Annotated in this window: 26 protein-coding genes and 1 pseudogene; 19 read left to right on the top strand and 8 right to left on the bottom strand. The window is 42.1% G+C overall.

Annotated elements, in window-relative coordinates:
- Window positions 1-425 precede the first annotated feature (425 nt).
- The 5 genes from tnpA (at window position 426) to FQ608_RS01025 (ending at window position 4,419) form a co-directional block, all read left to right on the top strand.
- Window positions 426-803: an IS200/IS605 family transposase gene (tnpA, locus tag FQ608_RS01050; protein ID WP_199856281.1), complete on the top strand. Its 378-nt coding sequence runs from the start codon at window positions 426-428 to the stop codon at window positions 801-803.
- A 52-nt stretch (window positions 804-855) separates the two neighbouring features.
- Entirely contained in the window at window positions 856-1,167 is a 312-nt protein-coding gene (locus FQ608_RS01045; RefSeq protein WP_158855946.1) for a transposase, read from the top strand.
- Between the two features lie 47 nt (window positions 1,168-1,214).
- Window positions 1,215-2,285, top strand: coding sequence for a DDE-type integrase/transposase/recombinase (locus FQ608_RS01040; RefSeq protein WP_234364000.1), 1,071 nt, complete (start codon window positions 1,215-1,217; stop codon window positions 2,283-2,285).
- A 226-nt stretch (window positions 2,286-2,511) separates the two neighbouring features.
- On the top strand, window positions 2,512-2,721 hold the full coding sequence (locus FQ608_RS01030) for a hypothetical protein (protein WP_158855945.1): 210 nt from the start codon (window positions 2,512-2,514) through the stop codon (window positions 2,719-2,721).
- A gap of 537 nt (window positions 2,722-3,258) precedes the next feature.
- Complete coding sequence (locus FQ608_RS01025; RefSeq protein WP_158855944.1) at window positions 3,259-4,419, top strand: DUF4221 family protein; 1,161 nt, start codon at window positions 3,259-3,261, stop codon at window positions 4,417-4,419.
- A gap of 60 nt (window positions 4,420-4,479) precedes the next feature.
- Here the strand turns inward: FQ608_RS01025 and FQ608_RS01020 are convergent, their stop codons facing one another.
- Window positions 4,480-4,641 carry a hypothetical protein gene (locus FQ608_RS01020; protein ID WP_158855943.1) on the bottom strand — a complete coding sequence of 54 codons (162 nt, stop codon included), beginning with the start codon at window positions 4,639-4,641 and terminating at the stop codon, window positions 4,480-4,482.
- A complete protein-coding gene (locus FQ608_RS01015; RefSeq protein WP_234363999.1) occupies window positions 4,634-5,182 on the bottom strand; it encodes a hypothetical protein in 549 nt (182 codons plus the stop codon). Before FQ608_RS01015 ends, FQ608_RS01020 begins: the two co-directional genes overlap by 8 nt.
- A gap of 293 nt (window positions 5,183-5,475) precedes the next feature.
- Here FQ608_RS01015 and FQ608_RS01010 point away from each other — a divergent pair, with 293 nt between their 5' ends.
- Window positions 5,476-6,633 (top strand): DUF4221 family protein, encoded by a 1,158-nt coding sequence (locus FQ608_RS01010; RefSeq protein WP_158855942.1) that lies wholly within the window; start codon window positions 5,476-5,478, stop codon window positions 6,631-6,633.
- A 28-nt stretch (window positions 6,634-6,661) separates the two neighbouring features.
- Window positions 6,662-7,786 carry a hypothetical protein gene (locus FQ608_RS01005; protein WP_158855941.1) on the top strand — a complete coding sequence of 375 codons (1,125 nt, stop codon included), beginning with the start codon at window positions 6,662-6,664 and terminating at the stop codon, window positions 7,784-7,786.
- A gap of 552 nt (window positions 7,787-8,338) precedes the next feature.
- Here the strand turns inward: FQ608_RS01005 and FQ608_RS28195 are convergent.
- Window positions 8,339-8,449: pseudogene (locus FQ608_RS28195) on the bottom strand (transposase); the annotation flags it as partial.
- A 541-nt stretch (window positions 8,450-8,990) separates the two neighbouring features.
- Between FQ608_RS28195 and FQ608_RS01000 the strand changes: the two are divergent.
- The 12 genes from FQ608_RS01000 to FQ608_RS00945 all read left to right on the top strand — a co-directional run bounded on the left by FQ608_RS01000 (window position 8,991) and on the right by FQ608_RS00945 (window position 20,230).
- On the top strand, window positions 8,991-9,881 hold the full coding sequence (locus tag FQ608_RS01000) for an EboA domain-containing protein (protein WP_158855940.1): 891 nt from the start codon (window positions 8,991-8,993) through the stop codon (window positions 9,879-9,881).
- Window positions 9,882-9,983: 102 nt separating this feature from the next.
- Window positions 9,984-10,892, top strand: coding sequence for a TatD family hydrolase (locus tag FQ608_RS00995; RefSeq protein WP_158855939.1), 909 nt, complete (start codon window positions 9,984-9,986; stop codon window positions 10,890-10,892).
- A 7-nt stretch (window positions 10,893-10,899) separates the two neighbouring features.
- Window positions 10,900-11,802 (top strand): UbiA-like protein EboC, encoded by a 903-nt coding sequence (eboC, locus tag FQ608_RS00990; RefSeq protein WP_158855938.1) that lies wholly within the window; start codon window positions 10,900-10,902, stop codon window positions 11,800-11,802.
- 80 nt (window positions 11,803-11,882) lie between these two features.
- Window positions 11,883-13,043: a 3-dehydroquinate synthase gene (locus tag FQ608_RS00985; RefSeq protein ID WP_158855937.1), complete on the top strand. Its 1,161-nt coding sequence runs from the start codon at window positions 11,883-11,885 to the stop codon at window positions 13,041-13,043.
- 48 nt (window positions 13,044-13,091) lie between these two features.
- The gene (eboE, locus tag FQ608_RS00980; protein ID WP_158855936.1) at window positions 13,092-14,297 is read left to right on the top strand and encodes a metabolite traffic protein EboE; all 1,206 of its coding nucleotides are present in this window, start codon (window positions 13,092-13,094) and stop codon (window positions 14,295-14,297) included.
- 2 nt (window positions 14,298-14,299) lie between these two features.
- Window positions 14,300-15,676, top strand: coding sequence for an alkaline phosphatase family protein (locus tag FQ608_RS00975; protein WP_158855935.1), 1,377 nt, complete (start codon window positions 14,300-14,302; stop codon window positions 15,674-15,676).
- Between the two features lie 123 nt (window positions 15,677-15,799).
- Window positions 15,800-16,186, top strand: a complete 387-nt coding sequence (gloA2, locus tag FQ608_RS00970; protein ID WP_158855934.1) for an SMU1112c/YaeR family gloxylase I-like metalloprotein — start codon at window positions 15,800-15,802, stop codon at window positions 16,184-16,186.
- Entirely contained in the window at window positions 16,183-16,788 is a 606-nt protein-coding gene (locus FQ608_RS00965; RefSeq protein ID WP_158855933.1) for a DapH/DapD/GlmU-related protein, read from the top strand. The genes gloA2 and FQ608_RS00965 overlap by 4 nt, the downstream gene beginning before the upstream one ends.
- A gap of 179 nt (window positions 16,789-16,967) precedes the next feature.
- Entirely contained in the window at window positions 16,968-17,348 is a 381-nt protein-coding gene (locus FQ608_RS00960) for a transmembrane 220 family protein (protein WP_158855932.1), read from the top strand.
- 6 nt (window positions 17,349-17,354) lie between these two features.
- Window positions 17,355-18,353 (top strand): adenosine kinase, encoded by a 999-nt coding sequence (locus FQ608_RS00955; protein ID WP_199856280.1) that lies wholly within the window; start codon window positions 17,355-17,357, stop codon window positions 18,351-18,353.
- 104 nt (window positions 18,354-18,457) lie between these two features.
- Window positions 18,458-18,850 (top strand): hypothetical protein, encoded by a 393-nt coding sequence (locus tag FQ608_RS00950; RefSeq protein ID WP_158855931.1) that lies wholly within the window; start codon window positions 18,458-18,460, stop codon window positions 18,848-18,850.
- 429 nt (window positions 18,851-19,279) lie between these two features.
- A complete protein-coding gene (locus FQ608_RS00945; RefSeq protein WP_158855930.1) occupies window positions 19,280-20,230 on the top strand; it encodes a hypothetical protein in 951 nt (316 codons plus the stop codon).
- 224 nt (window positions 20,231-20,454) lie between these two features.
- Here FQ608_RS00945 and FQ608_RS00940 read toward each other — a convergent pair whose 3' ends face one another.
- The 5 genes from FQ608_RS00940 to FQ608_RS00920 form a co-directional block, all read right to left on the bottom strand.
- Entirely contained in the window at window positions 20,455-21,015 is a 561-nt protein-coding gene (locus FQ608_RS00940) for a hypothetical protein (RefSeq protein ID WP_158855929.1), read from the bottom strand.
- Window positions 21,000-21,686: a tRNA (5-methylaminomethyl-2-thiouridine)(34)-methyltransferase MnmD gene (gene mnmD / locus FQ608_RS00935; RefSeq protein WP_158855928.1), complete on the bottom strand. Its 687-nt coding sequence runs from the start codon at window positions 21,684-21,686 to the stop codon at window positions 21,000-21,002. Before mnmD ends, FQ608_RS00940 begins: the two co-directional genes overlap by 16 nt.
- 4 nt (window positions 21,687-21,690) lie before the next feature.
- Complete coding sequence (gene ispF, locus FQ608_RS00930) at window positions 21,691-22,173, bottom strand: 2-C-methyl-D-erythritol 2,4-cyclodiphosphate synthase (RefSeq protein WP_158855927.1); 483 nt, start codon at window positions 22,171-22,173, stop codon at window positions 21,691-21,693.
- A gap of 145 nt (window positions 22,174-22,318) precedes the next feature.
- Window positions 22,319-23,578, bottom strand: coding sequence for a M16 family metallopeptidase (locus FQ608_RS00925; RefSeq protein WP_158855926.1), 1,260 nt, complete (start codon window positions 23,576-23,578; stop codon window positions 22,319-22,321).
- Window positions 23,579-23,626: 48 nt separating this feature from the next.
- The gene (locus tag FQ608_RS00920) at window positions 23,627-23,827 is read right to left on the bottom strand and encodes a heavy-metal-associated domain-containing protein (RefSeq protein ID WP_158855925.1); all 201 of its coding nucleotides are present in this window, start codon (window positions 23,825-23,827) and stop codon (window positions 23,627-23,629) included.
- Window positions 23,828-23,831 lie beyond the last annotated feature (4 nt).

Here is a 23,831-nt window from a genome sequence, read left to right as displayed (position 1 = left end):
TATAACAGCATTCAAAGATCAAAAAAACAAGGACAAAGGAACAGCAAAGTTTTGATCGAATCTGCCCTGGATTGGAAATGAATTGTTGATTTTATCCGTAGAACAGCGGATGATTTATACCGTTTTTAGTCGAATGTTAGGACAGGGAGATTTCAGGGCTACGCCCCTCACGATCAATCAAGAACGGTCTTGATGCTACTAAGATTATAGGGCTACGCCCCTGGGATTTGGTAGTAAGATTTTATATTTTCGTTTTAATCAATAATATTGTAAAAGGACCGTAGCCCAGAAACTCTAATAGAACATATAAATCCAACGAGAATCTATTGCCAAATTATGGGCAAAGCATTGAAATCTTATTTGCGGCACTGTAGGATTAACATAAAAAAAATTAAAACAAAGTCCTAATCCCAAACTCAATTCCCATGGCAAACACTTATACGCAATTATATGTTCAATTCGTTTTCTCTGTCCAAGGACGTGGAAATTTCATCCGGGAGTCATTCCGTGACGAATTGGAAAAGGTGATGTGTGGCATCGTTGCTAACCATAAATCTAAATGTTACGCTATCTACTGTAATCCTGACCATACACACCTTTTCGCAAGCATACACCCGACCATTTCTCCGTCCAAATTAATGGAACAGGTCAAATCGGGCTCTTCAAAATGGCTAAACGACAAAAAATATTACCAAGGGAAATTTGTTTGGCAGGATGGGTTCGGCGCATTTACCTATTCGAAGTCGCATATTGACAAGGTGGTGAAATATATTTTGAACCAACCTGAACACCATAATGTATAGGCCCCCTAAATAGTCGGACGTAATTATAGTTAGAATCTGTAAATTTACGTCGATGAAAAAGAGAAGATTTGTCAAAGAAGAGAAAATTAAGATCCTGGAGGAGGCTAAGAAAAACGGAGTTCAGCCCACCCTGGACAAGCATGGGATTTATCCGGCAACCTATTACAGCTGGAGAAAGAAATTCGAAAGTATGGGCGATTCCGGTTTCCAACACGGAATGACTCCGGCTCATTTGAAGGAGATCAGACGGCTTGAGAAGGAAAATGACCTGCTCAAGAAACTTCTTGCCGAAAAGGAGATAGAATCACACCTCAAGGACGAACTGATAAAAAAGAAGTATCCCTGGCCGAACGGAAAGAACTAGCCGCGGTTTATATTGGTCAGGGACTTACAAGGGACAGGTCACTTGAGTTGTTGGGGATCAGCAGGCATCAGTATTATTACAAGCCCAAGGCAGGCAGGAGGGGCCGGAAGAAGACCCCCACCACCGCCAGATGGACCGCCGGGGGAATGGTGGACTGTGGCAACAGGGAAGTAATCGAGCATATAACAGTGATCCAAAAAGATCCCGATACCGACTACGGCTACCGGAAGATGACCGTTCAGCTTATGATACTTGGCTTCCTTATCAACCACAAGAAGGTTTACAGACTCATGCAGGCCGCACAGCTCCTAAAAGCCAGGCACAAGGGTTCCGAAAGGGAATTCGCCAAGTTCAGAACTGTAAACCCCTCAGCGCCGCTGGAGGTCCTTGAGATGGACATAAAGCAGGTCTGGATAGTCAGGGACAGAAGATATGCCTACATTCTCACCATACTGGACACATTTACCAGGGCCGTGCTCTACTGGGGAATGGGGTTCCACATGAAGAAAGGCCAGGTAAAGTCGGCATGGGAGCATGTCGTGATAACGCACCTTCAGCCTGCCGACCTGCTCGCCAGGGGGATACACGTGGAGGTGAGAAACGACAACGGGCCACAGTTTTTGGCCAAGTTGATCCAGGCGTTTTTCCTTGAAAACCACATCAACCAGGTGTTTACACATCCGTATACACCCCAGGAAAACGGACACGTGGAGAGCTTCCACAGCATACTGAACCATGCGGTGGGAAAGCAGGTTTTCTGGTCCTTTGAAGAGCTGGAAAAAAGGCTGGAAACCTTCTATGACGCATACAACAACAAGCGTCTACATGCGTCCATAGCTTACCTTTGGCCCATGAAATTCTGGGAGCTGTGGAATGGGGGAAAGATCACAAGAGTTGAAAAAGGAAAAAATAAAGTTAGATTTACACTCAACATCCCTTACCATACCATATCGGGTAATGGGAATCTGAGGGAAGTTTCCTGCTCAAATTTGAACCCCCTAGATGGGGGTGAAAATTTGGAAAACCAAGAAGTGAATGGGCCCAAACGGGACGCCGGGCCCAACACTCCAATATTAACGCCATCGGTTCAAAGGTCACCTTCGGTCGTTTCCTGCTGATGCAAAGATACATGCCGTTGGACCCATTATACAATACCAAAATTAAAATTGTCCGATTAATAGGGGGCTAGACCAATAAGAAGCAATCGTTCAGAGATGAATATCTGCTGCTGCTTGAGAAATTTGACGTCGAGTATGACCCTAAATATTTATTTGAGTGGTATGATTAAGCAGGAATTCATTTGAGGAGTTAGGGGCGTTAGCCCTTATATCTTTATGGACTGGTATGTTGAATCGAGCGGTTCAATCGGTTGGAGAGGAACATTTGTGCGTTTTTGGTAGGCCGGGAGATGGTATGTTGTTTTTTATGGGCAGGGCAGTAAAGATTTCAGGGCTACGCCCCTCAATTTTACGGACACCTACTTTTACTACTAAGATTACAGGGCTACGCCCCTGGATTTCTTTTGGAGAAGACTATCTGAACGAACCGGACTAATCCATTGAAGTCAACTTCAAAAGAATAGAGTATCAATACAATACATTAGTAAAAAACGATTATATAATCGAAGCAATAGGGGCGCAGCCCTGATATCTTAGTAGAAACGAGCATGTAATTAGAGATCTAGGGGCATTAGCCCTGATATCTTTATGTACTTGTATGTTGAATCGAGCGGTTCAACTGGTTGGAGAGGAATATTGTGGCGTTTTTGAAAGGCCGGGCAATGGTTATTTGCTTTTATCCGACTGGCAGTGCAGTTAAGATTTCACGGCTACGCCGCTCATTGTTAACCAGACCTATTTGTTTCTACTAAGATCACAGGGCTACGCCCCTGGGTTTCGTCAATGTTACTCAACTATTACCTCCTTATTTACATAATCTTACCAAGATTAAAAATAGTCTAAAATTAACTTTTTAATTCAATTTTAATTTTTTAGTTTTAGCGTAATCGTAAAATCAGTTCCTGTTTAGCAACTACTGGTTAATAACATCAATAGCGCATATTGTTCAGTTTTGGCATTTACTCCCCTATAGATGAGAGATATTTTGGTTTCCCTTTTTTGTTTATCGGCTTTCCTTTCCTGCGATACAGAGAAAGGATTGGATCCGGAACCTAGAACGTATACCGAAAGCATGACGTTGGTTCCCACCGACACGCTTACATTCCCAATGGGTTACAGGTCAAATGTATACAGCAGGTACGTCAAGAAATGTGAAATAAACGGAAGCAGTTACCTCGGTGTGGTCAATCAAAACACCAATGAAATTGAATTCTATTCCTTGACTAGACGTGAAGACGACTTCAAAATCCACTTTCAGGAAGAAGGTCCGAATGGCGTAGGTTCGATAAGGGCCTTTGAACTTATATCTGATTCAACGGTGCTAATCGGAAGTTCCTATCGGATTCGGCTTTATGTTACCGATTTGGAGGGAAATCTTCAAAAAACATTAAATACACATCATGCAGAACGAACCGGTTTTCCTGCTATACAGCTTTACTATACCCAACAGCCTTTGATGGTTGACAAGATAAAAGGGGATCTCTACATATTTGTTAGAGGGAATTCGGATTATAATGAGCCTGGGAAATGGTCAGGAACCATGTTTTTGAAAATATCGGATATGGATGAGGAATCCGCAATGCATATGTTTGAACTTCCAGCCCATTTGTACAAGTATGTCCACGGGGCTTATTTTAGCCACAGTTCTCATGTAATGAAGGATAATCGGTACATAGTCTTTGGAATTCCCTTTTACAACAATGTGTTAATTTATGATTTGGAAACAGGGGAAATGGGGGAAAAAGCAGCCGGAAGCAAGTACTTTGGAGATGCCTTACCTTGGGACAATCCGCAGATGGATGGGCATGAGGAATTCTACGTCACCTCCAACTCCTACCGGGAACTGGCCTACGATGAGGAAAATCAATTGATCTACCGCCTGGCTTACCGTAAAGTGGATTACGCAGGACCGGGTGGGAAAAACCGGACTTGGGATAATAAGATCCCTTCCGTAATCATATTAAACAGTGATTTCGAAAAAGTCGGGGAAGTGGATTTGCCTGTAAATACCATTTATACCCGTATGTTTTTTACGCATGACGGCAAACTGTACCTTTCCCTCAACCATCCCGACAACAACCCCTCAGAAGATCAGATGGTATTTGTGGGGTTTAAGCCGGAGAAGATAAAATAAGAAGATTGAGAAGACATAATTTATTTAGCACTAAACTAGGTGGATTGGTGATCGTTGTATTTACTTTAATTTTTCCCTTTTCTGGTGTTTTCTTACTGAAATATTCTTAGTCTTCCTTTTCTTGGCAAAATAATCACGCAGTAAGACTTTTTCGACTTCGGTAAGTTCCTCACCGCCAATAAAGTCTACCTTTAATTGATTTTTGTTGTTTTCCTTATCCATTATGAAAGTATCTATTTATAAGTTTAACGGCAGCATTTGTTTCAATGATCATCAATCGGCCTCCAAAGTGAATTGCTCCTAATGTTTTTACGTAGTGGGCTATAAGTTGGGTTTTCGATATAAATGCTACGTTGCCTTCATGTCCCCTTTGAAAGGAAAGCTTGCATGCGAACGCCACCAAGTTTCCTGCTACTCCTGAATATACTTTATTTTCCCCTTTGTTGAACGGGGCATTTTCCACAAGGTGCATGTAGACATGATCTTCTTTGACTTCAAGGCTAATTAATCCCTGAATAACAAGAGGATTATTAACGATGGTAAGTTTAAAAACATCTCTTTCCTTATTTCCGAACTCCGTTTTCCAATTAAAAAGCCATCCTTTTTTTTTGGTTACAATTTCAAGGTCTTGTGAACTGATTAAACTAATTTCTGTTGGAAAACTGTCGCCAGTAATGATATTCTCAATTGAACGAGTTAGTTTATCAATTAAAAACTCAAGTCCAATTTCTCCAGTTTTTTTCATTAATCCTAAAATACGCAAATTTCACTTAATTCACCTTTCGTTTTGAATTTTTTGGGCAAATAGTTTTGCGCAATTACAGAAGGTACTTCGATGTTTACCACATGATTGGGAGAATCTGCTTCAAGATGCCGTTAGGTCAATCCACTACTTTAAGATATATTCCAAAATCAAAATAACCTACAATTAACTTTTTAATTCAATTTTAATTTTTTAGTTTTAGTACAAGTATAAAACCAGTTCTTGTTTAGCAACAACTGCTTATTATCACCAATGGCGCATATTGTTCTGTTTTGGCATTAACTCCTGTATAGATGAGAGATATTTTGGTTTTCCTTTTTTGCTTATTGGCTTTCCTGTCTTGCGATACGGAAAAAGGACTGGATCCGGATCCGAGAGCATACACTGAGAGCATGACGTTGGTTCCCACCGACACACTTACATTTCCAATGGGATACAGGTCAAATGTATACAGCAGGTACATCAAAAAATGTGAGATAAACGGAAGCAGTTACCTCGGTGTCGTCAACCTAAACACCAACGAAATTGAATTCTATTCATTGACTAGACGTGAAGACGACTTCAAGATTCACTTTCAGGAAGAAGGCCCAAACGGGGTAGGTTCTATCAGGGCATTTGAACTGCTATCCGACTCAACCCTACTTATCGGAAGTTCCTATCGAGTCCGGCTATATGTTAATGATTTGAAAGGAAATCTTCAAAAAACCTTAAATACACATCATGTGGAGCGAAAGGATTTTCCTGCTATACAGCTTTACTATACGCAACAGCCTTTGATGGTTGATAAGATAAAAGGGGATCTCTACATATTTGTTAGAGGGAATTCGGATTATAGTGCGCCAGGGAAATGGTCAGGAACCATGTTTTTGAAAATATCGGATATGGATGAGGAATCCGCAATGCATATGTTTGAACTTCCAGCCCATTTGTACAAGTATGTCCACGGGGCTTATTTTAGCCACAGTTCTCATGTAATGAAGGATAATCGGTACATAGTCTTTGGAATTCCCTTTTACAACAATGTGTTAATTTATGATTTGGAAACAGGGGAAATGGGGGAAAAAGCAGCCGGAAGCAAGTACTTTGGAGATGCCTTACCTTGGGACAATCCGCAGATGGATGGGCATGAGGAATTCTACGTCACCTCCAACTCCTACCGGGAACTGGCCTACGATGAGGAAAATCAATTGATCTACCGCCTGGCTTACCGTAAAGTGGATTACGCAGGACCGGGTGGGAAAAACCGGACTTGGGATAATAAGATCCCTTCCGTAATCATATTAAACAGTGATTTCGAAAAAGTCGGGGAAGTGGATTTGCCTGTAAATACCATTTATACCCGTATGTTTTTTACGCATGACGGCAAACTGTACCTTTCCCTCAACCATCCCGACAACAACCCCTCAGAAGATCAGATGGTGTTTGTTGGGTTTAAGCCGGAGAATATTTAACTTGGATGATGAACAGATTTAAGAAATCATGCACCAAATTCTGTTAATCAGTTGGTTTTTGTCTTTGATTGTGAATATGGGTTCGCCAGTCAATTTTCCATCTGACGAAAATATAGAAATCAAAATCCCGGTATTTTTTGACTACAATAATCCCAAAAAGGGTAAATCTGACATATCAGTGATAAGTCTCATGCAGTTTGATGCAGAAAAGGAGACAATTGTAGTCGTTACGGATGTTTTTTCCGACTATGCTGAAAAGACAAGTTATTTTGACAGCTATTCTGAAAACTTCAATTTCTTGATTGTCAAAAACCGGGGAGCTCATAAATCCTTTGAAGAAAAGGCTAGGGGAGAAGCTGAAAGAGATTTGTGTAGTGCATACACCCTATTTTCAGCATTTCAGTATGTGAATGACATTGAGTCTATCCGAAAATCACTGCTTAACGATAAAAAAGTCTATCTCTTTGCAGCTGGTTCGGCAGCATCATTAGTTCACCAGTATGTTACGCTTTTTGGAGATCATGTGGGTAAGTTTGTCACGTTGGATCCTATCATCGTAGACCTTAACTCAGCTATTGGATACTACAAGAGTTTTGAAAGTTTCAATGAGCTGTTTAAGCAGTTACCTCAAAATAACATATCCTATCAAAGCACTCCATCCCAGATTTCGGATCACAACGACAATACGTTTTCAAACAATTACCAGAACGATGTCGAAGATTTTGACAACCTGTCCCTAAAAATCCGATTTTATGAACTTGTCTTTCCCTATATACGGGATGTTGGTTTGGATGAATCTGTTGGGAAATTTGCGTTTGACGTTTCAACATTGATAACCAAGGTGGATTGTCCCCATTTTACTTTTTCCGGTACAAACTATGATAAGTTGTTACAATATATAGGAAAGGGGGTTATCGTTAGTTCTATTGAAAGTGCCACAGCAGATCACCGGGTTTCCCAGATTCTGGCCGAATACTACCAGAATTGCTCGCTGCTGTTATTGAACGATGTGAGCACGATCTCTCTATTAAAAAACAGCAATGATCTGGCTAATTACCTGCATGCGTTTTTTGCCGGAGATATTGATGCGATGGTGTTCCTATACGATAAGTTGCTCGAAGCGAAAATAATTTATACGGATTATGGAGGGTGAAACATTTTTTCGTTGACGATAAACCTAATCACTGACCCAGGCCTAAAGGGCCTGAACAACAATAACCGTGGGTGCCAACCCTCGGCAACGTGGCAATCTCGAACTCCCAACCCCGTATGGGGTTGAACCTGACGTGCCCAATAGCAGCTCAACTAATATGGAAATGAACTCATTTTCTCGGACTTATAGCAGAGGTGATCATATTCTTAAAGTGGATACATAATCTGAAGGACTTGTTCAACCCGCTATGGGGTTGCGGGCAGGATGTATGTTCCTGCTATCCCCGGGTTTCACCACGGGGTTATTGTTGTTGAAGCCCTACAGGCTTCGGTGGCGAAGAAGCATATAACTTGGATAAAAAATTCTATTGTTAGTGCAAATGATTGAAATGCAATCATATTTTATTTCTCAGATATGCTTTCGACTGGGATAAATCTGTTGGCCACCCCAGGTCTAAAGGGCCTGAACAACAGTAACGGTGGGTGCCAACCCACGTCAACGTGACAATCTCGAACTCCCAACCCCGAGAGGGGTTGAACATGGATAGATCATTTAAAACAGATACCGCTCATCGAATTCAATTCCATTTTCTACCAACAACCGTTTATATTCGTCCAAAAAGGATTCCTTTTTGTGATGTTCTTTTTGGCCTTTTATATAGGAAATGAGTCTGCCTTTGTCTTTATAAACATTTTTCTTTTAGGGTACTGGTTTAAGCCATATTTGATTAGAAAAATGAACTCATTGCCTCGGTCTGATGGCAGAGGTGATCACATTCTTAGAGTGGATACGTGATCTGCAGGACTTGTTCAACCCACTACGGGGTTGTGGGCGGTGGGGATGTTTCCTGAATCCCCGGGTTTCACCACGGGGTTATTGTTGTTGAAGCCCTATAGGCTTCGGTATCGAAGCAGTATATAATTGGAATAGCGAAACAGACATCAATTTATGCGATAGAATTGGAAACAAATGTGATTTCCCGTAGTCACAATTTCGGACGGAATAAATTGGTCTTTCTACCCAGGCCTGAAGGGCCTGAACAACAATAACCGTGGGTGCCAACCCGCGGCACCGGGACAAATCTCGAACTCCCAACCCCGTATGGGGTTGAACATTGTCCGCTTGTCAAAAACCCCTTTCTTTTGTCCCAACCAAGACAAAATAATGCTAACTTTACACATTAGTTACCAGTACACCGAAATTGATGGAAAGCGTATTTGATTATACCCGGATAACCGCCTACTTGCTTGAAATTATAAAAAAGCAGGCTGATGCAACTGCTTTTGAGTGGCTGCAAAGGCAAGCTGAAAAGATTGCTGGAGGTGAAAAGAGTACTAGCTTGTTTCTCTCCTTTAGCCAAGCCTCCCGCTTTTTCCCAAAAGATAATCTCACACTTAGTGACAGTGATATAGCTAGAAGTTTGAGAAAAGATTGGCGACCGGAGACATGGAATCTGTTGGTGGCGGCAAGGGCCTATTTGGCCATGCATGTGCCTGCCGAACCTGTAGAAAACTGGCGTAAACAACTCAGCCGGCTATTTGAAACCGGGGATATATATGAGCAGGAAGCGTTGTATTCAGCCTTGTGCATTCTCCCCCATCAGGAACTGCTTGCCTCCCGTGCTTCCGAAGGTCTAAGATCAAATATGACCACCATATTCGATGCAGTGGCATTAAACAATCCATTTCCTGCGGAACAACTTAACGAAATGGCTTGGAACCAGTTAGTTTTAAAAGCCATTTTTCTCCAGCGTCCCATGTACCAGATTATCGGTATAGATGCCCGCAATAATAGGGGGTTGGCCGAAACACTTTTGGATGCCGTGCGGGAGCGGTGGTCAGCCCACCGAAGTGTAATGCCCGAGTTGTGGAGGTTTGTGTCTCCCTTTATTGACGACACGAATGTACATCTGATCAAAAAGCTTTTCCAAAACGGAAATAGTCTTGAAATTCAAGCAGGAATGCTTGCTTGTAAGGCAAGCAAACACCCCGAAGTAATGGAGCTTGTAAATAGCCATCCAGATGTAAAGGAGAAAATTGAAACGGGTGAAATCACTTGGGAGACGGTGGGTAAACAATATGTGCCGTTTCAATAGTTACATAAGATAAATACCAATTAATTGAACCTGAAACCTACTAATCTCGGTTGTTTTTGTATTGATGCAGAAAATAACTAGGTTAGCAAAAACAACAAAGCGATGCAATATATAGATCCACACATACATATGATTTCCCGGACTACGGATGATTATGTGGCCATGAAAGCGGCAGGAATTGTTGCCGTCATTGAACCGGCTTTTTGGCTGGGTCAGCCACGTACTACCGTTGGCAGCTTCCAGGACTATTTTAGCAGCCTTGTAGGCTGGGAACGATTCCGTGCCAAGCAGTTTGGCATTGTCCACTACTGTACCATTGGCCTCAACAGCAAGGAAGCCAACAACGTGGCCTTGGCAGAGGAGGTCATGGAATTGCTCCCCCTCTATGCCGGCAAGGAAGGCGTAGTAGCCATAGGAGAGATAGGCTATGACGATCAGACGGAGGCGGAAGATCGCTTCTTTCGGCTTCAACTCGAATTAGCGAAAGAAATAAATCTGCCGGTAATGATCCATACACCCCACCGCGACAAGCGGAAAGGGACACTTAGAAGTATGGACGTGTGCATGGAACATGGACTTGATCCCAGCATGGTGGTCATCGATCATAATAACGAGGAGACCGTAAAAGATGTGCTGGACCGTGGATTTTGGGCGGGATTTACTATTTACCCTCATTCCAAGATGGATAGTGAGCGGATGGCTGTGGTCGTGCAGCAATACGGCCCCGAGCGAATTATAGTAGACAGTTCTGCTGATTGGGGAGTAAGTGATCCGCTTTCTGTACCGAAGACGGCCAATATCATGCGCCAAAGAGGTATCCCGGAGGAACACATTCACACCACCTGTTATCAAAATGCCCTTAGCATCTACGGAAAAAGTGGTCAGATCAAGGAAGAGCATTGGTTACAGCGGGAAGCTATCAATCAGACAGAGCTATTGGAAGGAAACTCCGTATTGCGGGGTCAGACTCCATTGGTAGAAAGCAGCACCGCCGAATCGGTGAAGCGATAATTCCTCCATGGAAAAACTTCTGGCATACCTGCGGCTAACCCGGCCTGCAAACATAGTCACCGCCATTTCGGATATTTGGGCCGGATTTGCCATAGCAGGTGCGACAGCCTTTCTACTAGCTGGTCAAACAGAGGAATATCTGGCTCCTTTTCTTTGGTTGACCCTTGCTACTATTGGTTTGTATGGGGGTGGGGTTGCATTTAACGATGTCTTTGATGCGGAGTTGGATAAGGTAGAAAGGCCCGAACGTCCCATCCCAAGTGGTCAAGTCCCCTTGGGAAGAGCTATTTTACTGTCATTGTCCTTGCTTTTGATGGGAATTATTGCCGGGTTTAAGGTGTCCTATTGGAGCGGGGAATTGGCCGTTTTCGTTGCTGCGTTCGCTGTATTATATGATGCATGGGGGAAACACCAAAGGATATTTGGCCCCATAAATATGGGGCTTTGCCGTAGTGCAAACCTGCTCCTAGGTATGAGCGTCATTCCCGAATCTATTGGTGATTATTGGTATGTTGCCTTAATTCCACTTGCCTATATATCAGCTATCACGATGATAAGCCGAGGGGAGGTACACGGTCAAAATAAAATAGCCCTACAAGCAGGATTTGGGTTATATTTGCTTATACTGGTTTCTATATTGACCATTTCCTTACGTGAAAATGGAATGGGTGCTTGGCAGGTACTTCCTTTGATCGTCCTCTTTGGCTATATGATCTTGCCGCCACTTTGGAAAGCGATGCAGCGAGAGGAACCTGCCCTAATTGGGAAAGCGGTCAAATCCGGCGTCATCGCACTAATCGTCATGAATGCGGCATTAGCGGCTGCTTTTGCCGGAATTTGGATCGGGTTGGCAATTTTGCCATTACTTCCCATTTCGCTGTGGCTTGCGAAAAAGTTTGCCGTAACTTAATCTATCCATATTGAGTTAATTTAAATAGTATATTAGAAAACGATCACCCCTGCTATTCCGGTCACCGGAAGTCTAAACCTATGAAAAAAGGGAACCATACCGTACTTAATCAGACATTCAGCGTACCCTTTAGGTACCCTGTCTATTTTGATGAAAATATTTTTGACAAGGAAAACACCCTTCTTGCCGATACCTTGAAGGGAGATAAGATTCCCAAAATCTATGTAGTCATTGATCAGGGTGTGAGTGACGCCCACCCTGATCTCCTGGATAAAATACATACCTATGCATCCGCCTTTTCGGATCTGTTCGTGTTGGCTACCGACCCGCTTATCGTACCTGGCGGCGAGCAAAGTAAAAACGACCAGAAATCCTTCCAGCAAATCTTGGACGCTACCAGCGAATTCGGCATTGACCGCCATTCATTTATTATCGGGATAGGCGGTGGGGCTGTATTGGACATGGTAGGATTTGCTGCTGCTATTGCCCATAGAGGTATAAGGCATATCCGTATACCTACCACAGTGCTTTCCCAGAATGATTCTGGTGTAGGTGTAAAAAACGGAATCAATGCCTACGGGAAAAAAAATTACTTGGGGACATTCGTTCCTCCCTATGCGGTAATCAACGATTTTACTTTCTTACAAACCCTTGATGACAGAGATTGGCGTTCGGGAATATCAGAGGCGATTAAAGTAGGGCTGATAAAGGACGCTACATTTTTTGCTTGGATTGCGTCAAACGCCAAGGCATTGGCCAATAGAGAGCAAGCACCAATGGAAACCTTAATTATAAAATGTGCTGAGATGCATTTGGCGCATATTGGCGGTAAGGATCCTTTTGAAACGGGTTCATCCCGTCCCTTGGATTTTGGACACTGGGCAGCCCATAAGCTTGAGCACCTGACGGGCTACCAAGTTAGGCATGGAGAGGCTGTAGCCATAGGGATCGCTCTTGATTCTACCTACTCCTACCTGAAGGATATGATAAGCCAGGAGGATCTCCATCAAATCGTTTCCGTTATCGACACCTTGGGTTTTGAACTATATGTGCCTGAGTTATCGGGCGAAATGCTATTAAAAGGTCTGGAGGAATTTCGGGAGCACCTGGGCGGAGAGCTTACCATTATGTTGTTGGAAGAATTAGGTAAAGGCGTAGAGGTACATGAGATGGATACGGAGTTAATACTTCAGGCTGTCGAAAAATTAAAAATGTTCCAATTGAAACGTCAAGGGGCTTAATTGATTTAGAAAGGACTATTCGAGAAATAAAATATACCCGAAATAAGCATGCAGATCAACAACCACCATTTAACCTACTGTTCAAATATTCATCCCGGAGAAAGCTGGAAAGAGACTTTTGAAAACCTAGAAAAATATATTCCGGAAATAAAGAAAAATCTTAATATAAAAGCCCCTTTCGCCATTGGCTTAAGACTATCTAATGAAGCTTCTCTAGTTATACAGGATAAAGAAAAGTTGGTAGCTTTTAAAAAATGGTTGGATGATCAAAACTGCTATATTTTTACATTCAATGGCTTTCCTTATGGAAGTTTTCACCGAGAAGTAGTCAAGGATGACGTACATTCTCCAGACTGGACTACTGAGGATAGAAAGGCATACACCCTCCGTCTGTTTGATATATTAGCCTTTCTACTTAGAGAAGGCATGGACGGAGGTATATCTACTTCCCCACTTTCTTACCGGCATTGGCATTCTCAACCAAAAGATTGGGAATATGCGATGACGAAAAGCACCGAGCAAATGGTGGAGGTAGCTATTCGGCTGTATGAAATCAAGCTATCGCAGGGCAAAACACTACACCTGGACATCGAGCCAGAGCCTGACGGAATGCTGGAAAACTGTCAGGAAACCTTGGATTTCTACAGAAACTGGCTTTTGCCCATTGGTATTCCGGCATTTATGGAGCGTTTTGATCTCACAGAAAAAGATGCTGCCCTTGCGTTAAAAGACCATATCCGGATTTGTTATGATGTATGTCACTTTGCGGTGGTTTACGAGAATCACGGGCAGGTTTTCAAAGCGTTTGAAAATGAAGGCATCAAAATTGGTAAAATACAAATCAGTGCTGCCCTAAAAATTCCCATACCAAAAACACCTAAGGCAAGGAAGGAAGTTGAAAAAACACTGTTTCCTTTCGTGGAATCCACCTATCTTCATCAGGTAGTAGGTAGAAATTCAGCTAATGAGCTTTTCTCTTACCGGGATTTACCAGATGCGCTGGTCTCATTGGCTAACACGGACCAAGTGGAGTGGAGGATTCATTTCCATGTACCCATATTTTTGGATACTTATGGGCAGCTTTCCTCCACACAAGACGATATTTTAAATGTACTAGGGCTGATTAAGAAAAAATCAGTCACCCCCCACCTGGAAATTGAAACCTATACTTGGGAGGTATTGCCAGAAGATATCCACCTGACGCTGGGAGAATCCATTTCCCGGGAAATTCAGTGGACGATCGAAAATATGTAAACATGAAGAAAACTGTTGTATTGGATGTGGTGGCGCTATCCGCCCGGCTTGTGGGAACTGACACTCCCTTTTTAAGTGATTGGATCAGCAAAGGTACCCAAGCTGCTATCAAGCCGGTTTTACCCGCTGTCACTTGTTCCTCCCAGTCAGTCTACTTGACCGGAAAGAGGCCTTCAGAAAACGGAATCGTGGGAAATGGCTGGTATTTTAGAGATGAATGCGAGGTCAAATTTTGGAGACAATCCAACAAGCTGGTACAGGGATCAAAGGTTTGGGATGAGCTAAAGGCCAAAGACAGCAGCTTTACCTGTGCCAATATGTTTTGGTGGTACAATATGTATTCCTCAGTCGACTACGCAGTAACTCCCCGGCCCCTCTATCCCTCTGACGGGCGAAAACTTCCTGATGTCCACTCACAACCAATGGAACTCAGAGACAGGCTACAGCAGGAATTGGGACAATTCCCCCTATTCTCATTTTGGGGACCGAATGCCAATATCGCATCCACCCGCTGGATCGCAGACGCATCCATGAAAGTGGACGAATGGTACGATCCCACCCTTACCCTGATCTACCTGCCGCACTTGGATTACGGTTTGCAAAAACATGGGCTGGATTTTGACAAAATAGGAAAGGACTTGCGGGAAGTAGATGCGGTTTGTAAAGATTTGATCACCTATTATGAAAGAAAAGGCGCAGAGGTGCTTTTGTTATCAGAGTACGGAATCACTTCAGTAAATCAACCCATCCATATCAACCGGATGCTTCGCCAAGAAGGGTTCATTGAGGTGAAAAATGAATTGGGTCTGGAAACCTTGGATGCGGGTACTTGCCGAGCTTTTGCGGTTTCAGACCATCAGTTGGCGCACGTATATGTGGAGGATAAAAATGATATTCCGCTGCTCAAGAACCTACTGGAAAAACTTCCAGGCGTAGAAAGAGTGCTTGATGCAATTGACAAGGAGGCCTTTCACATCAATCATGAAAGGGCTGGTGATTTGATTGCGGTGGCGGATAAGAACTCCTGGTTTACCTATTATTATTGGTTGGACGATGCGAAAGCTCCTGACTATGCCCGAACGGTAGATATACACCGTAAACCGGGATATGACCCGGTGGAGATGTTTGCCAATCCGGATATTAAGTTCCTGAAAGCAACCATTGGTTGGAAACTGATTCAAAAGAAACTGGGCTTCAGATATATGATGGACGTGATACCGCTCGATCCGAGCCTGGTGAAAGGTTCTCATGGAAGGATTCCGGAAGATAGCTTGGATTGGCCTATACTGGTTGTAAAGGATTCCACTTTGATAAAGGATGCCCAGGTAGACCCTACCCATATTTTTGAATTAATTATGCAACTTGTGGAAAGACCCTAAGTAGGGTGGAGGGTTGTTTTTAGAGTATTGATTCATTTTGTATGAAATCTTATGATTTAAATATCTACAAAAATAAATATGAACGCTAAATTGAAAAATTAATCATCTGTAAAGGTTATTTCTGTGGATATCGAAAGACTACACCATATTGCCATTATATGCTCTAACTACGAAAAGTCTAAGAAGTTTTACACCGGGATTTTGGGGTTTAAAGTTGAAAGGGAAGTCTATCGGGAGGACAGGCAGTCGTATAAGCTTGACCTTTCGCTGAACGGAACCTATTTAATTGAATTGTTTTCCTTTCCAAACCCTTCCAAAAGACCATCCCGGCCGGAGTCAACTGGGTTAAGGCATATTTGCTTTGGAGTTGCTTCTATTGAAAAATCAATCGAATTCTTGGAATCAAATCAAGTAAGTGTGGAACCCGTTCGAATAGACGAATACACCGGAAAAAAATTTACATTTTTTTCTGACCCGGACAATTTGCCTATTGAGATTTACGAATTATGATGACTATAGACCGATACGTTCAGGGATTTCCCGATATATTTTTGCAGGAAGCTTCCTTACACCCCTGGGAAATAACCGACACGCTTGAAGAAATTATCTTTCGGAAATTGGGGGAATTAGGTGAAGATTATAATATAGAAAACAAAGTGGCTATTCATAAAACGGCAATAATAGAACAGGGAGTAGCGCTAAAAGGGTCAATAATTATATCTGAAAACTGTTTTATTGGCGCTAACGCGTATTTACGTGGCCCGATATTTTTAGGATCTTCCGTAAAAATTGGACCAAGCTCTGAAATCAAACAATCTATAGTTTTTAGCCATTCTGCTATCGCACACTTTAACTATGTAGGAAACAGTATTTTGGGAAGCCAGGTAAATCTAGAGGCAGGTTCAATCTGTGCCAATCATTATAATGAAAGACAGGATAAAAGAATATTTGTTTCGTTGGGAGGCATAGTCATTGATACTAAAACGGAGAAATTCGGTTCCATTATTGGTGACAACTCAAGGGTAGGTGCGAATGCAGTGCTTTCACCGGGAACGATATTGGAAAAAAACAGCGTGGTTAAGCGGCTCGAATTGATTGAACAGGTAAAATGACATAGCGAGAGTTAGGTGCCATCCTCGTTGAAACCTCAACAGCTTACTTTTATCAGTATAAATTAAGTACAAAGACAATGGATGAAGGAACCTAGGCGAAAAACTGACTGCTGCAAAACTTTTGTTCAATCTCTATGAATTTATTAAATTCGAGAAAAAATTCTTAAGATAAGTTCAATATGAAAAAAGGATGGAAAATATTCTTTGGGCTTTGGTGCTTGCTGTTTCTTTTGTTTGCCTTTTGGCAGATCAATGATCCCGACCCGGAATGGTGGGTTCCTGCTTATATTGGAGGCGCTATGGTTTGCGGATTGGCTGCGGTAAACAGGTTTCCTTTACAAATTATAGCCGCATTGGCAGCAGCCTATTTGATCGCCTCCTTTTTCTTTTGGCCCCAAGAGATCTTTGGGTGGGTGTCTCAGGAAGTAGAGCAAAAAGACTTGACTATGAAAACCCCGGAAATGGAAACAAACCGGGAGTTCTTTGGCTTGTTACTTTTGGCCCTGGTGACAGGCTTGGCTTTTTGGCAGGGAAGGATACAAATTTTGACAAAAAAATAACTGATAATGATCAAAAAATACAACGTTACAGGGATAGGAAATGCTTTGGTGGATATAGAATTTACAGTTTTGGATTCCTTTCTGGCTGATTTTGGTATAGAAAAAGGACTTATGACGCTCGTAGATGAGGAACGTCAGACAACCCTGATGAAGGAAATTAACAAGGCTACGGCCAAGATGCAGTGTGGCGGATCGGCAGCGAATACGGTTATCGCATTAAGCCAGTTCGGGGGAAATGCCTATTATTGTTGCAAAGTCGGGGATGACGAATTGGGAAGGTTTTTTATGGAGGACCTACAGGAAGCCGGAGTTTCCAATAATCTTCTGGCAGATCGGCTGGAAGCGGGCATTACCGGTAAATGCCTTGTCATGGTGACGGATGATGCAGAGCGCACCATGAACACTTTTCTTGGAATTACCCAGAATTTTTCAGTTCAGGAAGTGAACGAAGCTGCTATTAAAGATTCCAGTTACCTCTATATTGAAGGTTATTTGATTCCTTCTCCCAATGGAAAAGAAGCCATGCTACATGCCAAGAAAGTGGCAGAATCCAATGGAACAAAGGTGGCATTGACCTTTTCAGATCCGGCAATGGTCAAGTATTTTGGTCCAGCATTTGACGATGTCATTGGGCCGAGTGTGGATTTGCTTTTCGCCAATGAAGAGGAGGCTATGCTGTTTACAAAGAAAAGTAGCTTGTCCGAAGCGAGAGAAGAGCTAAAAAAATCAGCCCGCCATTTTGTGATCACACAGGGAAAGAACGGTGCCATGGTATTTGACGGAGATACGTTCATTGACATAGAACCCTATGCTACGAAAGCAATCGATACCAATGGAGCAGGAGATATGTTTGCCGGGGCATTTCTATACGGCATCACAAATGGACATTCCTATGCATCCAGTGCCAAACTGGCGAGTATGGCTTCGTCTAAAGTTGTCAGTCAATTTGGCCCACGATTGAAATGGCATGAAGCCAAGGAAATATTAAATAGGCTGCATCCCTAAGAATTTAATTTGACAAAGCGGGTATTTTTAGGATCAATTAGTTGGTTATCAGTTGAAATAGTGGTAAATTATCAGCTTATTGTTAAACCCAAAAAAATACTATTATGAAAAATTCAACTTCCTTGTATAGCCGTTTAGGGGTAATGCTCTTGGCGGTTCTTTGTTTTGCTTATTTCTCTACGCATGCCAGTGAAACCAATGGAGATGGTGAAGAAATTAATGTAAGCGGAGAAGTATTGGACATGTCCTGTTTTATGGCAAGTGGTGCCAAAGGAGAGGGGCATAAAGGCTGTGCTGAAAAATGCATCAACAACGGGATGCCAATTGGGTTGCTTGGTACTGACGGCAAGGTTTACCTTCTCGTGGAGGACCACAAAAATGCAGATCCCTATCAATCCCTAAAGGCATTGGCGGCTGAGAATGTCTCTGTTACAGGAAAATATTTTGTAAGAAACGGCATGCCTGCCATTGTAATAGGTAAGGTAAAGAAAGCTTAGGTATTTGAAATAGAACTACTGTATATTTTTAAAAGTTAAAGCCCCTTATAGGGGCTTTTTTTATTTTGATAGACTACATTATAATGTTTCTTAAAAGATTGCCAGTCTTTTGTTTAGGGCTATAATCTTTAAATGCCATTTCTTTCTTCTTTTTTGCTGCAGGTATGTCAACTTCAAAACGATTGAATAGCAACCTGATGGTTTTTAGGGATTTTTATTTTCACAGAAGATACATTAATTCAGAAAATGGTTATCTTTGAAGTTTATAAAAATAGGGTGGAGGATATTCGAGATTTCTGGGTCGAATTATGAACAATGGCGGCAAACAAAAATCACCTATTTAAGCTGGTTGTTTAACTTTTCCATATCCTGGCATTATTATTTTCCGTAGAATGCAAGTCTTGGTTGAATAGAAAACTAATTTCGTGAATGAAAAATTTTGGAGTTATAATTACTTGCTGTGAAACAGATTATTGTTTTGCAAAGGGGACCTGTGCGAGTGTGAAGTATTTTATGCCCAATACACCTATTTGCTTCCTAGTAGATGGGGAGTTTGATCTGGGCGAATTCCCAGAGGATTATGATATCACTGTTCTGAAAAAAGAAAATTTAAAAAACGATTTTCTGAAGGCAAATAGTTGGGGTTGGGGATTGACTAAGATGAATGCGTTTTGGGAAAGCCCTTTTGAGACATTTTTGTTGTTGGATGCTGATACCGCATTGTATGGGGATATGAGCAGATATGCTGACTTTTCGAAGTTTGATTTTATAATTGACGATCCGAAGGTCGAGTACACGGTAGACAAATTGAGACGTTTCTTCTTCAACCCGGACCACATTGAAAAATACTTTCCTGGATTTTCCTATCTATCAAATCCATATGTTTGTACTGGAGTACTTTTTGGCAAAAGAGACATTTTGAGAATTGAGGATTACGAAAGGTATTTTGAGATTAAAGCATTGCAGCCTGATTTTTTCGTTCTAGCTGAACAAGGATTTTTAAATGTCCTTCTTTTTCAAATGGCTCAAAAAGGTGATATTAGGTTGGGGAGTCATGATTTTCAATATGTTATTCCTGATTTCTCTTACGAGGAAAGTAAGAAAAATTTCCCTGTCCCGTTAATCAAGGATGTCTCACCCCAAGTAATTCATTGGGCAGGAAGTATTAAGCCTCTACTGCAAAACAGGAAGAATAGATATGGTGAGCCTCTGATATTTTTCAGGGAGAAATATTTAAAAGATTTAGGCATTACAGATCCAGCTGCGATAGAGAGGATTTTAACTGAGGAAGACAATTTCCATGTAGCAAATGTCAACAGTAGAACCTTGAAGGGGAGAATTAAAAATCATATTAAAAAATTTAAAAATATATTTTCATAATCAGGGATAAATAATTACCCTACGAATATAGAAATATAAACCGGATCAGATTCAACTCTGGAAGGGATTAGGCAACTGGAAGAGCCGTGTTTTTTTGAGAAAAATATGCAGTTTTTTTTATTTTGCTCCCCCAGCCAGTCACGCTTTTATTCGCAGATACCGATAGAATTAAATCGGACCTTGAATTTTTGGTGAAACTTCAACAACCAACCAATAAACCAAATTTACCCCCCTTCCATAATCACATAAGAATACGAAAAAGTTGTTTCAATTAAGGTGTCAGCAGCTGCCGGTTCGTAGTGAAACCTAAAATCCACCCGGTTTAAGTCCAAGGCATGGTTGATCACCACCTGATATTTTTGGTCTTCAACAGACGTAATCACATATTCAGGGTCATTTTCCAGCTCAATGTTCATTTTTCCCTGATAGGGAAAAGGAAAGTAAACTTTCAAGTAGTATTTATCTTCAAAGAGAAAAGAGTCCTGAATCCTAGGTAGAAGCCTATTGTCGATTTTCCGCTGATCTTTATAAGTAGCCTCGTAGATAGATCGGCCGTCTTTCACCAACGTATGGATTGTAAGATTTCCCTCCTCGTCCACAAGGATGTTATTTCCTTCCTCTAGAATTGTCGGTTTCTCTTCTGCGGGAATCTCTAGTGCTGTTCGGCTTTCTATACTTTTAAGCTTTTGCTCCTTATTGGAAGTGTCAGGAGCAGACTTTTGCCCACATCCAAAAATGACGGCTAAGAATAAAAAAGCACATTTTGATTTTAGGACAGTTTCCATGCCCGTATCATTTCTTTCTTTCCCGGCGGGCCCGGTACTACATCCAACGTAAGCCCCAAGTCTTGCAAGTACTTTTTTACTTTTGCTGCCGCACAATATGTCACAAATACCGCATTCGGATTCATAGCACCCACCACCTTGGCGAGAAGTTCTTTTTCCCAGACTTCCGGTTGCTTTTTGGGGGAGAATGCATCAAAATAAACAATATCTGTCCCATACATGATTACATCCTCCAGTTTCACCTGTTCCTTTTTGATGTTGAAATAATCTGTCATCGGTTTTCCGGAATCCCAATCCATGTTATGTAGCCGTTGAAACTGATTGTTGTAGTGGGTGAGGGTTTCGTCTATTTGGGTATAGTTAAGCTGCGAATAAATTTCTTTTTCCAAAGGAAAAGGCTCGATGGTATGGTAGAGGATAGGGACATTGTTTTGCTCTGCCCAAATAAGGGTAAGCCATGCATTCAGACCTGTTCCAAATCCTACTTCAAAGATACGCAAAGGAAGTTTGTCCCTATTTCTGGCGTACCATGCCTCTAATCCATAAAGAAGAAAAATATGGATGGCCTCCCGATACGCTCCGTGAGAACTGTGGTAGCTTTCGTTGATCTCCGGAAGATACACCGAATGGGAGCCGTCATCCGTCACTATAATTTTAGGGTCTTTATTCATTTTTCTAAACCTTATAAATCAATACCACACAATACGCAGATACCCCCTCCTGCCTACCGACAAAGCCAAGTTTTTCCGTTGTGGTGGCTTTGATTGATACTTGATTGGGTTCGATCCCCATCACATTAGCCAGGCAGGCTTTCATGTCGGGAATATGTGGGTTTATTTTTGGCAGTTGAAGGCAGATAGTGGAGTCAATATTGCCAATGGCGTACCCTTCATCACGTAGAAGTTTCATAACATCTCTAAGGAGAATCTTGCTGTCTATGCCTTTGAATTTGGGATCTTGGTCCGAAAAATGAAACCCAATATCCCTAAGGTCAGCAGCTCCAAGCAGCGCATCACAAATGACATGAATAAGCACATCCGCATCCGAATGTCCTACCGCACCCTTATCATGGGCTACCTCAATGCCCCCCAACCAGAAGGGAACCCCTTCTTTCAACTGATGTACATCATACCCAAAACCAACTCTAAATCCTTTCATGCCTTACTTTTATTATCATACTCTATAATATGAGGAGATGTTTTTTTCATTTGAATTTTAGCCTTACTGACCGAAGATAAGCAATGGATTTTGCTGATATTATTAAGCAATAACAGATACATTTCCCTCAGCTCAATATCCATTTCTAAGCTGTATGCGCTAGGTCTTCTGTTTTACGCTTATAATATACTACCGAAGAATTCTCATCGGTCATGAGTTCTCTGGCTGTCTGGATGATGGTTTCGCCTTTTATTTTTAGCTTTCTTTCGTATTCTTCTTCATACAGCTCCGGCGATCCCAAATGGGCATAGTAGGCCAACTTCATGGCCCGGTTTAGCAAATGAACCGATTCGTAGGTTTTCATGGCATCTGCCTGATTTTTCACTTTTTGCAATACTTTTGGAGAGATGGTGGATTGCTTAAATTCTTCAATTACCTGATCCAATAGTATCTCGGCATCTTCCGCATTGTGACCTTTCTCCATTTTACCGGAAATGATCAACAGGTTGGGATCAATGCTTCCCAGGACATAGGCACGACAGCTGGCAAATACATCTGTGTTGCTAACAAGTTTTTTCTCTAGTAGGGATGACCTGCCAAATCCCAGCACGTCGGTAATCAGGTCCGCCTCCAAATATCCCGGCATTAACCTGCCGGGTATATGATATACTTTATACAATGCGTCCGTGGGCACATCTGATTGCACGGTTCTTGTCTTTTTTTTACATTGTACCGGCTCAGTAGGCGGAGCATCTTTGGACATTTTCCGTGCAGGGATATCTCCGAACCATTTCTCAGCGAGAGTCAATGCTTCGCTAGCTTCGATATTGCCAGCGACAACCAATATGGCATTGTTGGGAACGTAATGGCTTTGATAAAAATCAGCCACATCAGCTTCCGTGAAATTTTCAATGTCCGCAAGCTCTTTACCAATGGTAGGCCATTGGTAGGAGTGCTTTTCAAAGGCAAGTTCACGCACGTGATGCATGGCATCGCCATATGGTTGGTTGAGGTAGCGTTGTTTAAACTCTTCAATGACGACCTCCCGCTGATTTTCAATTGTTTTCTCCTGCAAATTGAGCGAAAGCATTCGGTCGGATTCCAACCAATAGGCGGTCTCTATATTGACAGCGGGCAGACTGATGTAATAGTTGGTGATATCGGTGTTGGTAAAGGCGTTGCATTCACCGCCTACACGCTCCACTGCCGTATCAAAAGAAGGAACATGCTGTGATCCTCCAAACATCAGGTGCTCAAAATAATGCGCCAATCCAGTTTTTCCCGGGATTTCGTTTCTAGACCCAACCCGGTACAAAACATTCAATACGGCCATTTCTGTCGTCTTGTCCGTATGGACGTAGAGTTGAAGACCGTTCTTTAATTCAAATTTCTGGTAGTTCATCATGCTTATTGGAAAGCAAAATTAGCAAAAATTGCCGCTTTCCTACACCTTCTATCGGATTGATTCTCCACTATATCCCGCTCGCTGTAGTGCTGCCTTTACATTTTCCTCTGTTGTCTCCCCTTCTACCTGTAGGATTCGGTCAGGATGGGAAAGATCTACGGACCATTTGGTAGCTTTTAGAGCATCCATTTCAGGCGTGATTGTGGCCACACAGGCCCCACATTTAACGTTTTTTTTTAGTTTTATCATAATG

The sequence above is a fragment of the Lunatibacter salilacus genome, assembly GCF_009797935.1.
Lineage (GTDB): Bacteria > Bacteroidota > Bacteroidia > Cytophagales > Cyclobacteriaceae > Lunatibacter > Lunatibacter salilacus.
The sequence above is the reverse complement of the archived record's forward strand: the minus strand, read 5'-3'. Positions and strand labels throughout refer to the sequence as shown.